General features: G+C 62.0%; 17 protein-coding genes. 12 read left to right on the forward strand and 5 right to left on the reverse strand.

What is annotated here, in order from left to right; all coding sequences use genetic code 11:
• Nucleotides 1-50: 50 nt before the first annotated feature.
• On the reverse strand, nt 51-1,190 hold the full coding sequence (locus R3C98_RS04075; protein WP_371312840.1) for an AGE family epimerase/isomerase: 1,140 nt from the start codon (nt 1,188-1,190) through the stop codon (nt 51-53).
• A 141-nt stretch (nt 1,191-1,331) separates the two neighbouring features.
• Between R3C98_RS04075 and R3C98_RS04080 the strand changes: the two genes are divergently transcribed.
• The 11 genes from R3C98_RS04080 (at nt 1,332) to R3C98_RS04130 (ending at nt 11,567) form a co-directional block, all read left to right on the forward strand.
• Nucleotides 1,332-1,925, forward strand: coding sequence for a hypothetical protein (locus tag R3C98_RS04080; protein ID WP_371312841.1), 594 nt, complete (start codon nt 1,332-1,334; stop codon nt 1,923-1,925).
• A gap of 47 nt (nt 1,926-1,972) precedes the next feature.
• Nucleotides 1,973-4,075, forward strand: coding sequence for a prolyl oligopeptidase family protein (locus tag R3C98_RS04085; protein WP_371312842.1), 2,103 nt, complete (start codon nt 1,973-1,975; stop codon nt 4,073-4,075).
• A gap of 88 nt (nt 4,076-4,163) precedes the next feature.
• Nucleotides 4,164-4,754 (forward strand): GNAT family N-acetyltransferase, encoded by a 591-nt coding sequence (locus R3C98_RS04090; protein ID WP_371312843.1) that lies wholly within the window; start codon nt 4,164-4,166, stop codon nt 4,752-4,754.
• 201 nt (nt 4,755-4,955) lie between these two features.
• The gene (gene ffh, locus R3C98_RS04095; RefSeq protein WP_371312844.1) at nt 4,956-6,413 is read left to right on the forward strand and encodes a signal recognition particle protein; all 1,458 of its coding nucleotides are present in this window, start codon (nt 4,956-4,958) and stop codon (nt 6,411-6,413) included.
• A complete protein-coding gene (locus R3C98_RS04100) occupies nt 6,410-6,898 on the forward strand; it encodes a hypothetical protein (RefSeq protein WP_371312845.1) in 489 nt (162 codons plus the stop codon). The genes ffh and R3C98_RS04100 overlap by 4 nt, the downstream gene beginning before the upstream one ends.
• The gene (locus tag R3C98_RS04105) at nt 6,895-7,206 is read left to right on the forward strand and encodes a chorismate mutase (protein ID WP_371312846.1); all 312 of its coding nucleotides are present in this window, start codon (nt 6,895-6,897) and stop codon (nt 7,204-7,206) included. The genes R3C98_RS04100 and R3C98_RS04105 overlap by 4 nt, the downstream gene beginning before the upstream one ends.
• A 37-nt stretch (nt 7,207-7,243) precedes the next feature.
• Nucleotides 7,244-7,678, forward strand: coding sequence for a 30S ribosomal protein S16 (gene rpsP / locus R3C98_RS04110; protein WP_371312847.1), 435 nt, complete (start codon nt 7,244-7,246; stop codon nt 7,676-7,678).
• 159 nt (nt 7,679-7,837) lie between these two features.
• Nucleotides 7,838-8,557: a beta/gamma crystallin-related protein gene (locus R3C98_RS04115; RefSeq protein ID WP_371312848.1), complete on the forward strand. Its 720-nt coding sequence runs from the start codon at nt 7,838-7,840 to the stop codon at nt 8,555-8,557.
• Between the two features lie 72 nt (nt 8,558-8,629).
• Nucleotides 8,630-9,190: a hypothetical protein gene (locus tag R3C98_RS04120; RefSeq protein ID WP_371312849.1), complete on the forward strand. Its 561-nt coding sequence runs from the start codon at nt 8,630-8,632 to the stop codon at nt 9,188-9,190.
• A 75-nt stretch (nt 9,191-9,265) separates the two neighbouring features.
• A complete protein-coding gene (rimM, locus tag R3C98_RS04125) occupies nt 9,266-9,817 on the forward strand; it encodes a ribosome maturation factor RimM (protein WP_371312850.1) in 552 nt (183 codons plus the stop codon).
• Between the two features lie 70 nt (nt 9,818-9,887).
• Nucleotides 9,888-11,567, forward strand: coding sequence for a beta/gamma crystallin-related protein (locus tag R3C98_RS04130; RefSeq protein ID WP_371312851.1), 1,680 nt, complete (start codon nt 9,888-9,890; stop codon nt 11,565-11,567).
• Between the two features lie 34 nt (nt 11,568-11,601).
• Here the strand turns inward: R3C98_RS04130 and R3C98_RS04135 are convergent, their stop codons facing one another.
• Entirely contained in the window at nt 11,602-12,357 is a 756-nt protein-coding gene (locus tag R3C98_RS04135) for a glycosyltransferase family 2 protein (RefSeq protein ID WP_371312852.1), read from the reverse strand.
• Nucleotides 12,358-12,415: 58 nt separating this feature from the next.
• Between R3C98_RS04135 and R3C98_RS04140 the strand changes: the two genes are divergently transcribed.
• Complete coding sequence (locus tag R3C98_RS04140) at nt 12,416-12,745, forward strand: DUF6614 family protein (RefSeq protein ID WP_371312853.1); 330 nt, start codon at nt 12,416-12,418, stop codon at nt 12,743-12,745.
• Here R3C98_RS04140 and R3C98_RS04145 read toward each other — a convergent pair.
• The 3 genes from R3C98_RS04145 to R3C98_RS04155 all read right to left on the reverse strand — a co-directional run bounded on the left by R3C98_RS04145 (nt 12,742) and on the right by R3C98_RS04155 (nt 14,377).
• Nucleotides 12,742-13,257 carry a hypothetical protein gene (locus R3C98_RS04145; protein WP_371312854.1) on the reverse strand — a complete coding sequence of 172 codons (516 nt, stop codon included), beginning with the start codon at nt 13,255-13,257 and terminating at the stop codon, nt 12,742-12,744. The two genes, R3C98_RS04140 and R3C98_RS04145, sit on opposite strands and share 4 nt — an antisense overlap.
• A gap of 69 nt (nt 13,258-13,326) precedes the next feature.
• Complete coding sequence (locus tag R3C98_RS04150) at nt 13,327-13,731, reverse strand: hypothetical protein (protein ID WP_371312855.1); 405 nt, start codon at nt 13,729-13,731, stop codon at nt 13,327-13,329.
• Nucleotides 13,732-13,807: 76 nt separating this feature from the next.
• Nucleotides 13,808-14,377 carry a TMEM165/GDT1 family protein gene (locus R3C98_RS04155; protein ID WP_371313332.1) on the reverse strand — a complete coding sequence of 190 codons (570 nt, stop codon included), beginning with the start codon at nt 14,375-14,377 and terminating at the stop codon, nt 13,808-13,810.
• Nucleotides 14,378-14,637 lie beyond the last annotated feature (260 nt).

Here is a 14,637-nt window from a genome sequence, read left to right on the forward strand (position 1 = left end):
TAGTCCCGAGTGTCTGTCTGGCGGCCTTTTCGGCGGAAACCGGCGCAGATTCAAGCGTCCATGATCCGCATCAGCTCGGCCATCGCCAGCACGACATGATAGCCGGTGGAGGCAGGCATGTTGTGGGCCATGGGTTTGCCGGTGACGTCGTACTGGTCGATCCAGCCGCCCTCGGGGGTCAGGTATTCGTCCATGAGCACATCGAAACTGCGGCGGGCAGCGTCGGCGAAATGCTCCTCGCCGGTCGACTCGAACATGGCGAGATGGGCTTTCAGCGCCTCGGTCTGCGGCCAGGTGCGGCGCGAGCCGTCAGCGATGGCGCCTTCGCGCGTGACTTCCTGCAGAGCGCGGCCTTCATCGTCCAGCGTGGAGCAGGCGAAGGCATAGAGCGTCCCGGCGCGGGGGTGGACGGGTGTGTTACTGGCGCGGGCATAGGTATGCAGCAGCCAGACCCATTCGAACTGGTGGCCGGGTTCGACGATGTCGGCGTCGCGGCCTGTCGGCTGGGTCCAACCTGGCGCGAAATGCTCACCCAGCAGGTCTCCAGGCCCCGCCGTAAAGAACCGGTCGAACAGGCTGACAATTTCACCGCCCCGGGAAAGATGGTCGCCTGAAGGGTCGGCCCGGTGCAGGGCGAGGCAGGCTTCCAGCAGATGCATGTGCGGATTCTGGTGACGCGTCTGGTCAGCTGGCAGTGTTTCGAAATAGCCGCCGTCGGGGGCGCGCAGTTTTCCGTCGAGCGCTTTCAGGATGTCCTTCGCGCCCTGCAGCGCCTCTTCGGCGCCGTCCAGTGCGCTGGCGGCTTCCGCCAGAGCGAACAGCACGAAGGCCGTGTCATAGAGGTCCGCTGTGTCATCGACGAGACCCGCGCCGTCAGCCGCCAGTATGCGGCCGACGAGCCCGTCGCTTCGCAGGGCAGGCCCTGTCAGCGTGGAAAGGCCCATACCGATATGATCGGTGGATGTATCCGGCTTCCAGCCCATCCGCAGGGCTTCGGTGAAGACGTAAGTCTGCCGCGCCTGCACCCGCACGCGGGTTTTGTCCTGATCTGTCGCCTGGTGGTCCAGTGTGAGGACTTCCCGGAACAGTCCATGCTCGCCCACGCCGCGTTCGGACCATAGCGGAAAACAGGCATCCGTCAGCCAGTGGCGGGCTTCACGCGCCCGGCGTTTCAAGGCGGACTTTGACATATGGCGCAAACCCCGTAGCACATGCGGCGTCGAATGCCGCTCGCCAGACCCGATGCACACCTGCTAACAGGAGCGGACCCGGTTGGCCAGCGGCGCCGGTTTGTTGCCTCACACGAAAGTGGCTGAGAGAGAAAGGCCCCGATGAAGGACAAGTTTTTCTTCCCTCTGGCCCTGCTGGTTGCGGCCGCGATGGTGGGGGTCGCCATTCTGCCGGGCGTGGGCCGCCTGCCGTCTGGTGCGGTGACCGGCGATGGCAAGGACTACAGCGAGATCACGCTGTCAGGGGTCTATCTGAACAAGATCGTTGCCGGCGGTGATGCCACAACACGCCTGATCGACGGACCCGGCGGGCGTAAGCAGCTTTATCTGGAAGTGGAAGCCGGCACACTCGACGATGCGCCGGAACTCGGGCCGCATTTCCGGCTGGCCGCCGACATCGAAGTCCAGTTCTCGGGCTACACGATCCGGTGCACCGTACGGGCCCGGCCGGCGGATACGCACGGCGCGCTCCAGATGCAGGCAAATTATTCTGCTGGCCGGGTCGGGGATTCGGGCTGGCAGGTATTTGACCTGCAACCCGATTTTGCCGACTTCAGCTTCGACTACGATGTGCCGCTCGCCGAAGGGGATCAGGGGGTCGACTATTTCGCCATCCGCCCTGTCGTTCCCGAAAAGTCGCGGGCGATGATCGTTACAGAAGTAAAATTCGAGCGCCTTGGCCGCTGGGCTGAATAGCGGGCAGGCGATTGTTGCGCGCAGCGACATAATACCCGGAGACGAAATTGGCCGACACAGACATGCCGAATCCTGCAGGGGCCCAGACGGGCGAAGACCCATATCTCTGGCTTGAGGCGGTGGAAGGCGAGGAAGCGCTCGGCTGGGTCCGTACGCAGAATGAGCGCACGCTGGCGGAGCTTCAGGCTGATCCGCGTTATGCCGGCTTTGAAGCGGCGGCGCTGGACGCCCTGAATTCGAAGGAGCGCATTGCGTACGGCGTTGTACGGTCCGGATTCGTCTACAATTTCTGGCAGGACGACACCTATGTGCGCGGCCTGTGGCGCCGCACGCCGGTCGAGTCCTACCGGACTGACGCGCCGGACTGGGAAACCGTGGTCGATTTCGACCAGCTGGCAGAGGATGAAGGCAAGAATTGGGTCTACAAGGGCGCCAATTGTTTCGCGCCCAAAGGCAGCGATGCCTACAAATGCATGGTGTCGTTGTCCGATGGCGGCAAGGACGCCGTGATCCAGCGCGAGTTCGATCTCGCCACAAAGACATTCGTCGACGGCGGGTTTGTCACCCCCGAAGCCAAGCAGGGTCTTGCCTGGGCCGGACCGGACACGGTGCTGATCGCTACGGATTGGGGCGAGGGGACGGTGACGGAGTCCGGCTATCCCTTCGTCGTGAAACGCTGGTCGCGCGGCGCGCCGCTGGACGGCGCCGAAGAAGTCTTCCGCGGCAAAGTCACCGATGTCGGCGTCTGGCCGATGACGCTGGAACTGGATGACGGCACGGTACTTCAGGGCGCCGTGGAGGCGGAAACCTTCTTCACCTCCAGCTACTGGTGGTTCCCGGAAGGGGAGGCGGCCCCGGTCAGATGGCCGATCCCGATGAAGTCCACGCCGGAAGGAATTTATCAGGGCCGGTTCCTCGTCACTCTGCAAGAAGACTGGGCGCCGGAGGGCCAGACGGAAAGCTTCAGGTCGGGCGACCTGGTGGCCTTCGATGTTGCTGCCTTCATGACGCACCGGACCTTGCCGCCGGTGTCGCTGGTCTTCCATCCGAACGAGGCGCAGGCGCTGGAAGGCGTTGCGATTTCGAAAGGCGCGATGTTGCTGTCTGTCAGCGACACGGCCGTCGGCAAGGTGATGCGGGCTGAACCGGAAGGCGATGGCTGGCGCAGCTGGAGTGTGGTGCTGCCGGGGGAAGGCCAGGCGGGCATCGCCTTCGCAAGCCCGCATGAAGCGGTCGTCTTCCTGAATTACGAGGACTTCCTGACGCCTGACTCGCTGCTCGAATACGATGCCGCGAGCGATGTGGTGACACAGCTGAAAAGCGTGCCTGCCAAGTTCGATGCGTCAGGCCTGAAGGTAGAGCAGCATTTCGCGACGTCGAAAGACGGGACGAAAGTGCCCTATTTCCTCGTTGCGCGAAAAGACATCCCGATGGATGGGTCCACCCCGACATTGCTCTACGCCTATGGTGGTTTTCAGGTTTCGATGAACCCGGCCTACAGCCCGGTCACCGGACGGCTCTGGCTGGAGCAGGGCGGGGCCTATGTGCTGGCCAATATCCGCGGCGGTGGTGAGTTCGGCCCGGCCTGGCACCAGGCAGGCCTGAAGCAGAACCGCCAGCGCATCTATGATGACTTCATTGCTGTGGGAGAAGATCTCATTGCATCCGGAGTAACGCGTGCGGATCATCTCGGCATCATGGGCGGTTCCAATGGCGGCCTGCTCATGGGGGTCATGCTGAACCAGCGCCCGGACCTCTGGAATGCTGTCGTCGTGCAGGTGCCGCTTCTGGATATGATGCGCTACCACCTGCTGCTGGCGGGCGCCTCCTGGGTCGATGAATACGGTTCTCCCGAGGTTCCGGAGGAGCGGGCCTTCCTCGAGACGATCTCGCCCTACCAGAACTTCGATGCGGCAAAGCCTTACCCGGAACCCTTCTTCGTCACCTCCACCAAGGATGACCGGGTTCATCCCGGCCATGCACGTAAGCTGGCAAGGAAATTCGAAGCTGCGGGCCTGCCTTTCCTCTACTATGAGAACATCGACGGCGGGCATGCCGCGGCGGCGAACCAGACGGAACGGGCGAAACGGACCGCGCTGGAATTCACCTATCTCAGCCGGAAGCTCGCAGGTGCTTCCGACAAGGCGTGAGGCCAGCTTCCGGTCACTGCTCGATCACAATCCGGTTTTTTCTATTCGAATGTCTTGTCAAAATACGCGAGCGTGAGACTGTCTGGGCATGAAACTGGATGACCCGGGCTTCGAGAATGAGCTTGTCAGCCTGAAAGTGCTGACGGAGGCCGACCGGGACGTGCTGGCCGGAACGAGCGCTGTCGAAGCGATGTGGCAGTGGATGCCGGTGATTGCGACGGGCACCAATTTTCATTCCTATTTTGACCACACGCTGGAATTGAAAAAATCCGGCGACTACATCCCGTTCACAATCTGGCGGAAGTCGGATGGTGCCTTCGCCGGTGTGGTCGCCTATGCGGACATTTCCCGCACGCACCGGCGTCTGCGGATGGCATCGCTCTGGATCGTAGAGGAAATGCGGGGCACGGCCATCGTCCCGGCTGTCCAGCTTGCGACGATCGAACGGGCGGTGGCCTCGCGCATGCGCCGGATCGAAATCCTGACCCCGCAAGCCAATGAGCGCTCGATCCGTTCCATTGAACGGTTTGGCGCCAGGCGCGAGGGCACGCTGCGCAGCTATTTCCGGATGGCCAATGGAACCTGGGCCGATATGGCCGTCCTGTCGCTGGTGGGCGATGAGGCAAAAGCCGCGATGGCGCTGTTGCAGGACCGGGTGCGGGAGATGCAACAGGCTTAAAAGCTTGACGCCACTGGTCTTCGCGTGCTTTAGGCGCGCCAAATCTGCGCAAATCCAGAAGCGCGCCTTGACCGTTCCCGTGAGGACAGCGAGGCCCCCCGCCCGGCGAAGTGTCGCTCAGCGGGGCTCTTGGTCTTTGCGTTGAACCCATGGAGCGCCCATGTCAGGACGGTTCTGACAGACGGCATAAGGAGTAACGCGATGTTTGACGCCCTCAGCGAACGGCTCGGCGGCATATTCGACAACCTGACGGGGCGCGGTGCGCTCTCCGAAAAGGATGTGTCCGAAGCGCTGCGCGAAATCCGGGTTGCGCTGCTGGAAGCGGACGTCGCGCTGCCCGTGGTCAAGGACTTCATCGCCAAGGTGAAGACCCGCGCCGTGGGCGAGGAAGTCATCCGCTCCGTGAAGCCCGGCCAGCAGGTCATCAAGATCGTCTATGACGGCCTGGTCGACATGCTGGGCGGCGAAGATGCCGACACCAGCCTGCGCGTCGACAGCCCCCCGGCCGTCGTCATGATGGCGGGCCTGCAGGGTTCGGGTAAGACGACCACGACGGGCAAGCTGGCCAAGCGCCTGTCGGAGAAGGGCCGCAAGAAAGTCCTCCTCGCCTCGCTCGACGTACGCCGCCCGGCGGCCATGGAACAGTTGGCCATCCTGGCAGACCAATGCGGCGAGAATGTCAGCTCCCTGCCGATCGTTCAGGGCCAGCTGCCGGCGGATATCGCCCGGCGCGCGATGAACGCCGCCAAGATCGGCGGCTATGACGTCCTCTTCCTCGACACCGCCGGCCGGACCAGCATCGACGAACAGATGATGACCGAGGCGGCTGAGATCGCCGAGATCGCGCAGCCGCAGGAAACGCTGCTCGTCGCTGACGCGCTGACCGGTCAGGATGCTGTTGAAACCGCGCGGCGCTTCCATGAGCGCCTGCCGCTGACCGGTCTGGTCCTGACCCGGATGGATGGTGACGGCCGCGGCGGTGCAGCGCTCTCGATGCGCGCGGTCACCGGCCTGCCGATCAAATTCCTCGGTGTTGGCGAAAAACTCGATGGGCTCGATGCCTTCGATGCAAAGCGCGTGGCCGGCCGTATCCTCGGGCAGGGGGACATTGTCTCGCTGGTCGAAAAGGCCGCCGAGCAGATGGACGCCGAAAAGGCCGAGCGGATGGCGGAGAAGATGCGCAAGGGCATCTTCGATCTCAATGACCTCGCCGACCAGCTTCGCCAGATGCAGCAGATGGGCGGCCTTGGTGGCCTGATGGGCATGCTGCCCGGCGCGCGCAAGGCCAAGCAGGCCATGGAAGCGGCAAACCTCGACGACAATGTCCTGAAACGTCAGGAGGCGATCATTTCCTCCATGACCAAGGCAGAGCGCGCGAAACCTGCGCTGCTGAACGCCTCGCGCCGCAAGCGGATTGCCGCCGGGTCCGGCACCACGGTGCAGGATGTGAACAAGCTGCTGAAGATGCATCAGCAGATGGCCGGCATGATGAAGAAGATGCGCACCAAGGGCGGCATGAAGAACATGCTGGGCATGGCGCAGCAGGCCGGCATTTCACCGGCGGACCTTGCCAAGATGGGCGGCCAGCAAATGCCGGGTCTTGGTGGTGGTGGCCTGCCGCCGGGCATGGGCGACCTGTTGGGGGGCAAGAAGAAATGAGGGCTGAACTTTCCTCAGATCTTGCAACACTGGCAACAGTGGCCACTGGAGTTGCGGCAGTTTTAGCATTTATGCTGTCGGCGTTTTCCGTTGTTTCTCAGGCCAAGCAATCCAAGCAGTTTGCATTGGCGAATGCCAAGCAGCAGTGGCTGAATCAATTTCGTGACTCAGTTTCGCAATTGGTTCCCCTAGCCCATCAAGCGAGCGTCAAGCGAGATGCGTCTGACTCGAGTCTGAGAGAACTTTTTGCGCACCTATTAAAACTCGAGCTTCTACTTGTTGGAATCGAAGGAAGCGATGAGTTCGACGAACGTTGTCATGATCTGGCTAAGACTGTTGGTCTCTACCATTCGGCCACTTCAGGTCATGACGAAATTCTGCGTGATATAGGCGAATGCGAGGACAGGATAACTGAAGTCTCCATCGCAATAATCAAGCGGGAACAAGCGGCAGTTGATCGACTTGTGCAAGGCAACCAAAAATGACCGATATCGACACGACGCTGGCCAAGTTCCAGCTCAGCCAGTTCCGCGACAGCATCGACAATCTCGATGCGATCCTCGTCCACACGCTGGCCGAACGCTTCAAGCTGACCCAGCAGGTGGGCAAGCTGAAGGCCCAGCACAATCTTCCGCCCGCGGACAAGACCCGCGAGGCAGAGCAGATCGAGCGGCTCCGCGCCATGGCGCAGCAGTCCGGTCTAGATCCGGCCTTTGCCGAGAAATTCCTCAATTTCATCGTGGCGGAAGTGATCCGCCATCATGAGCATATCCGCGGCCTAGAGGCCGACTAGAATATTCCAGAGACGCCAGTACACAGGAGATCACCCCATGGCCCTCAAAATCCGGCTCGCACGCGGCGGGTCCAAGAAACGTCCTTTCTATTCCGTCGTTGTCGCCGACGCACGCGCCCCGCGTGACGGCCGCTTCATCGAGAAGATCGGCACCTATGATCCGCGCCAGCCGAAAGATTCGGAAAACCGCGTGAAGATCGACGCTGAAAAAGCGGCTGAGTGGGTCCGCAAGGGCGCCCAGCCGACCGACCGTGTTGCCCGTTTCCTGTCGCAGCTCGAAGTCGACGGCAAGCCGGTCGTGACCTGGGCCCATGGCAACAACCCGAACAAGGGTGAGCCGGGCAAGAAAGCCCAGGAGCGCGCCAAGGAACGTGAAGAAAAAGCCGCTGCCGCCGCCGCCGCTGCTGCAGAGCCTGCCGAAGAAGAGGCGCCCGCCGAGGAAGCACCGGCTGAAGAAGCCGCTACCGAATAGGCTGCCTGCCATCTGGCAAGCCATGGAAGGGCCGGTACCCATCAAGGGTGCCGGCCTTTTCCGTATCTGGGCCAGAAAGCTGAATGCAGGATAACGGGGAGCCCTGACGGGGTTCAGATCGCTTTGTCTAAAAGCGGACTGTCCTCAAAGGAGCCTGTTATGAAGATAAAGACGCTCGTTTCCGCGCTCGCCTTTGCGGCGGGTCTTGCGGCCCTGGCCTTGCCCGCAAGTGCAGATCACCGCGATGGCCGCGACACCTGGCGCAGCGGGGACTATCAGGGCCGCCAGGGCGGGGCCGTCCTCTATTCCAATGCCGGATTCCGCGGGGAAGCCGTCCGGATTGATGGAGCCGTCCCACGTCTTGGCCGTATCGGCTTTAACGACCGGGCCTCCTCCATCGTGATCAATCGCGGCGTGTGGGAAGTCTGCGTGGATGCGAACTTCCGTGGCCGGTGTGAAATCATCGATGCCAATACGAAATATCTGAATGCCTATCGCCTGAACGACAATATCTCCTCGATCCGCCCTGCCGGTTATGACCGGGATCGGCGAGATGACCGCTGGGGAGATCATCGGGATGGTCGCCGGGGCGATTGGGGCGGCGGGCGAGGCGTTGTCCTGTTCCCGGATTCAAACCAGCGCGGCCATGCCATGGAGATCAGCCGGGATGTCGCCGATCTCAGCCATTACCGGTTCAACGACAGGGCCAGCTCATTCTATGTCAGCGGCGGTACCTGGCAGGTCTGCGAACACGCGAACTATCGCGGCCGCTGCGCGATCCTGACGGCGGGGGCCGGTGATCTCGGCCCGATCCGGATGAACGACAATATTTCTTCCATCCGGCGCTATCAGGGCGGTCAGTACGATCGCTGGCGCTAAGACCCGCATGTGTTGATTGCAAACCTGAGAAGGGGGTATACGGAACCGGTCCGGAGTTGGAGGAGACATGCAATGAAGGCTCTTCCGGTGCTTTTTATCCTTGCGGCTGCGATACCTTTTCAGGCCGGCGGGGATGCCACCAACCCCTCCGGAATTGCGCGGGAGCATGTTGCGAATTTCCAGCCGGAAATCGGACGCTGGGCCGTTGTCAATTCCGTGATGAAGGGCCCCGGTGCATTCGAGGAGCTGCATTTCATCATTGAAACGGCACCGATACTCGACGGACTCGGCGTCAAAACCGATTGGTATGATGCCGGCACCGGGAACTTTTTTGGCGAGGTCATCCGGACCTATAATCCTGCGGCCGGAGTGGTGGACCAGCTCTATTTTGCCGGGAAGCGGTCGTCCTGGTCGACGACTGCGCAGGCCGTCACTTTCTCGGAGACAGGCTACAGCACGTCCTTTTCCGGCGAAGACCAGTTCGGTGCATTCGATGCGCGGAGCCAGACAACATATCTGCCCGATGAAGGCGGATATGACTGGACAATTGAGCGTCGCTACGATGGCGGTGATTGGTTTGTCATCGACCAGGGGGAGGCCCGTCCGCTTCCTGCTGCTGACCGACCTATCTGAAAACGGCTCACCCTCGGAATTTGGCGAACTGCCTGTGAATCTTGCCCTGCGCCGTAGCCCGGCTACACAGGCGCAATGAGCAAGACGGCAGACAACAGGCTGATCGTGGTGGGCGTCCTGAAGGGCGCCCATGGTGTCCGCGGCGATGTGCGGGTGAGAAGCTTCACCGCAGACCCTGAAGCTGTGTTCGATTTCGGCCCGCTGCTGGACGAAGCGGGCAAAGTGGTCCTGACGCCAAAATCCGCCCGTCCGGGAAAGGACCATTTCATCGTCCGCCCGAAAGAGCAGAAGCAGAAGGAAGATTGGGATGCGATGCGCGGCACGCTGCTGTACGTCCCCCGCGCCAGCCTTCCGGAAGCGGATGAGGACGAATTCTACATCGAGGATCTCGTCGGCCTTGATGTCTATGGTGGCGGAAGCGAACGGGCCGGGCGTGTCCGCGCCGTGCAGGATTTCGGGGCAGGGGATTTGCTGGAGATAGACCTCACCGGCGGCGGCAGCATCTTCGTGCCGTTTACGCTGGCGGATGTGCCGGTTGTGGACATCGCCGCGCGCCGGGTCGTGGTGGCGACGCTGGACGAATGGATGGCTGCGCCGGACGAGGAAGAAACCCCGCCTGAAGCCTGACACAGTTTGTTGCGGGTTGTTCAGACAGGGTTTGCCATACTTTCCTCCAGACTGAGTGAAAGAATGGCCGATGATGACAAGGTTCCTCCGCCTCCTGGCCGTGCTGGCCGCCCCGGTTGCAATCGCCGGCAGCGCCATGGCCCAGACAGAAACCTATGCGTATGACGCAGAGCCGGATGACGACCCCCCGGCGCTGATCCTCTATAGCGGCGTAAATTATTCCGGCGAGGTCCGCGAGATCTACGACCCGATCCATGCCCTGCCGAACCTGCATTTCAATGACAGGGCCCGGTCGATTGCCGTGCTCGCGGGTCAGTGGGAAGTCTGCCAGCACAGCGATTTCACCGGCCGCTGCGTGTTCCTGCGCTATGACGTGCCGGACCTTGCCTGGTATGGAATGGATGGGGAGATCTCATCTGTGCGCCCTGTATATGAGTATACAGACGCCGAGCATGGCCTGATGTTCTTGCGCGATGAGAATGGCTACATCCGCTACGTAGATGACGAGCAGTATGGCTACGACACCTATAGCTATGGCTATGGCGCTTCGACCTCGATCCAGGTCTACCATTACGGTTATTCACCGGATTACCGGCACTATGGCTATTACGACCCGCGCCTTGGCTATGACCCGTACGGCTTTGGCTGGTATGGCTACTCGCAGCCTTACTATTCCTCGACCCATTACCGGCGGGAGCGTCCGCCGCTGCGCGGGCACTATGGCGCGCGGGACGCGGCGGTCACGCTCTATACGGATTCCTATGACCGCGGGGCCTCGCTGGGCCTGAATCGCGGCATCCGTGACCTCAGCCGTTACCGTTTTAACGACAATGTCTCGTCCATCCAGATCCGGTCCGGACAATGGGAAGTCTGTGAACACGCCAATTTCCAGGGACGCTGCCAGATCGTCGATGCCTCGGTCGACAAGCTGAACGGCCTTCGCCTGAACGACAATATCTCCTCGATCCGCCCTGTCGGCTCCACGGGCCATGACCGTTGGGATCGTCATGAACGGGATGGAAGAGATGGCCGCAGAGCCGACCGGACGAGAGGTGACTGGACGGGTGGTGACCGCACACGCCGGGATGCACCTCAGGCTGGGCTCAACACTGGCGACACATACGCAGCGCGCCGGGAACCGCCGAAGCCAGGCCGCTTACCGCCAGCTCTCCGGAATGCGCAACCTGATGCAGTCCCTGCACAAACGGCCGCCCCATCTCCGCGGGGAATTACACCGCAGCCCGTCCGCCGGACTGGAGATCGTGTTGTGGAACGCCGGGTCGATCCAGCCCTTTCGGGCGGCCCTGAGACGCGCGCGGAAGACCGGATCCAACGCCGGAAGCGCGATTTCCGCGAGCCGGACCTGGCCCGTGCAGAGCGCACCCGTATGCCGGAGCGGCGCAGCACGCCCCTCGCCGCGACGCCTCGCGCGCCAGAGGTTCGTTCAACACCCGTCCGCCCGGCTCCGACGCGCGCCGCACCGACACGTGAGACACGCCCGCCGAGCATGCGCCGGATTGAACGGCCTGCAGCTCGCGCGCCTGAAGCGCGGACGCCTGTTGCGCGTGCTCCGGAAGTGCGTGCGCCTGCAGCGCGCCAGCCCGTCAGAACGCCGCAAGCAGCTCCGCCGCCAAGGGTGTCGAGACCGGTCCAGGCAGCACCTCCGCCAGCCAGCCCGCCGCCGCGGGCGACGCCAAAGCGCGACACCCGACCGCCAGCCTTGCGCAAGATGGGCCGGGATGAGGACTGAACCGATAAAGCCAAAGACCTGATGTGGGCCGGTTTCAGTTCTTGTCCGCGCGCGGGTCGTTCCACTCGGCGGCGATGCCAGAGCCGCCGCGGCGGACCAGCCAGAACATGCCGATCAGGTCGAAGATCCCTGCGCCGAGCCGTCCGAGGAAACCGTACTTCGACTCGCCAGCGAGCCGCCGCCGGTCATTCACCAGTTCTTCGCGGACATCCCAGCCTGCCCGTTTGATCAGCGCCGGCAGGAAACGGTGCATGGAGGCAAAATAGGGAAGGTCGCGGAAGGCCGCCGTGCGGACCAGTTTCCAGCCACAGCCCGTATCTGTCGCATCATCCTGCAGGACGAACCTGCGTACGCCGTTCGCGACCCGTGACTGGATCCATTTGAAGCCGGAATCGTTCCGGCTGTTCCGTTTGCCCGCGATGATGCCCAGGCGGCCCGGCGCGCCGGGTTCGATGATCGCTTTCCACAAACGGGCGGTGTCGCCGGGATCGTTTTGCCCATCTCCATCCAGAAGCTGGACCCATTCTCCGCGTGCGGCTTTGAGGCCTGTGAACAGGGCGGCGGATTTTCCGCGCCGCTGAATGTGGCTGAATACAAAAACTGTATCCGGGTGCCGCTCTTTCGCCTCGGCGAGTTCCGTGCCCGTCGCGTCAGACGACTGGTCGTTCACGCAAATGACCTCGAACGCAATTCCGGCCAGCTGCTCATGCACCTCGTCTATTACTGGGTGCACGTTTCCGGCTTCATTGAAGAAGGGAATAATGACAGAGAGAGCGGGGGTCGCGGCCATATCCTTTCCCGTATAGAAGACTGCGGCTTCCGGCAAACTTATTTGCGAGTGATTTGCAATGGATATCTATCACATCTGGTTCGACCTGAAGCCCGGTACGGACGAGCGGGCCTTTGCCTCGGCGCTGCCTGCCTTCCTGAACCGGATGAAATCAGACGGCCGGATCGAGGCCTGGCGCATGATGCGCTGCAAGCTGGGTCTGCGCCCCGATACGATCCGGGAATTCCATATCATGATCGAAACGCGAGACCTCGCACAGCTGGACGAAGCCTTCCGTGCGGCGGCTGCTCGGGAAGGGGAGGTCGACGAGCTTCACTTCTCCGCCAATGCCATGGTGACGAACGTCAAGTTCGGCCTGTTCCGCGACTGGCCGGATTGGAAACCCTAGACCGCTCCGTCTTCGGCCGTTGCGCCGTCTCCCATTCCGGCAATCGCCTCGATGGCTTCCCACTCCGCAACGATCTCGTCGACATAGGCGACGAAGCTTTTCGCGTAGAAAGGTTTGGACTCCTGCCACCAGTCCCGGATGGCGGCGGAGTCGAGGCTGTCGCGCAGGCGCGCTTCGGTGCCGCCCCACAATTCTTCCTCGAACACGCCAAAGCGTCTGTGCGTATGCAGAACTTCATAATGGCGGAAACTGGCGGACAGGAAGTTTGTCGCCCGGAGGCGCTCCGGCCGGCTCCAGCTTTCCGGCGCGCCTTCCCTTGTGATCAGTTCGGCAAGGTCCGGGCTTTCGATGATGCGGCCAAGGTTGGTGGACATCATCTGCGCCGAGGTCTGCGCGGCGGCCATGCGCGTCAGTTCCGCATTCTGTTTGAGCTGGATACCGATAAAGACCAGCGTCAGTACCACGGCGGCGGACGCGAAGATGTTGGCGATGGTGGCGACAGTTTCGAGCATAGGACGATCCTCCCCAGGACTTGGGACCATCAAGCGCCAGCCCCCGGGAAAAATCAATTCTATGAGGGGTCAGGCCGCCTGAGCGTCCGAAGTGTCTTCAGAATAGATATCGTGGCGAAGACTGGCGCGGACCGCATTCAGCATCATCAGTCCGAGACCGAAATAGGCCGCCATCCAGGCGAGGCCGAATGCGCCATCGTGAATGCCGGTCATCGTGGACAGCACTAGCAGGGCCATCAAGAGGATGGCGCTGACAAAGCTGCGTCCTGACCATACACGCCAGGCCAGGAACAGAATGAGGAAGGTTTCAATTCCCGTTGCGGCCAGCTGGAGGCCGGACCGAGCCAGGGAAGATGTGCCCAGCAAACCATCCAGCAGGATCAGTCCGCAAAAAAGGATTCCGGCAATGGCTCCGCCTCTGGTGAGGCGCATCACATCCTCGATGGATGCGATCTCCGGAAACAATTTTTCCATACCTGTTCCCCGCGTCTAGGCCCCACTTGCGCTTCTACTTTTGATTTCAAAAGAGATTATGTCAATCGGGGATGTGTCACACCCAGCCTGCTGTCTGCACCGCTAGCCAGACACCGATGATCAGGAACAGCGCTGCAGCAATGTAACGGACGATGTTCAACGGCACGCGCTCGATCAGTTCATGCCCCAGGAACACCGCCGGGACATTGGCGAGCATCATGCCCAGCGTCGTGCCGGCGGTGACCCAGACGATCTGGTCGAAGCGGGCACCGAGCGCGATGGTGGCCAGCTGCGTCTTGTCGCCCATCTCGACGAGGAAGAAGGCGATCAGCGTGGCGAAGAAGGCGCCAAAGCGGGTTGGCTTGTCGTCGAGGTCGTCCAGCTGGTCGGGGATCAGGGTCCAGAAGCCCATGATCACGAACGAGGCGGCGATGATGTAGCGGAACCATTCGCCGTCCAGCAGGTTCGCAACGCTCGCGCCCACAAGGGCCGCCAGGAAATGGTTTGCTAATGTCGCGACGAGGATTCCGAGGATGATCGGCAGGGGTGTCCGGAAACGGGTCGCCAGAAGAATGGCGAGCAGCTGGGTCTTGTCGCCGATTTCGGCCAACGCGACGACGGCAGTGGATGTAAACAGGGCTTCCATGAGGGTCAGGTCTCCATGCCGGGCCTTGTTCGAGTCCAACGACACCGCTCCCCGTGGCCCGGCAGGGCAGGAGGCGGCGTCATTGGTCTCGCCCGGACGGTGATCACCGCCCCTTCCGCACCACGGCCTCTCAGCCGAGTATGTTGACACGGAAGCCCGCCTTTCGGCGGCTGGCTACTCCCCAGATGACGGGGCGGGATTAGACGGGATCAAAGGTGGGGGCAAGAGGGGACGCAGCGATGAAACGGTGACGCGTGGCC

The sequence above is a fragment of the Hyphomonas sp. genome, from assembly GCF_041398465.1.
GTDB lineage: Bacteria > Pseudomonadota > Alphaproteobacteria > Caulobacterales > Hyphomonadaceae > Hyphomonas.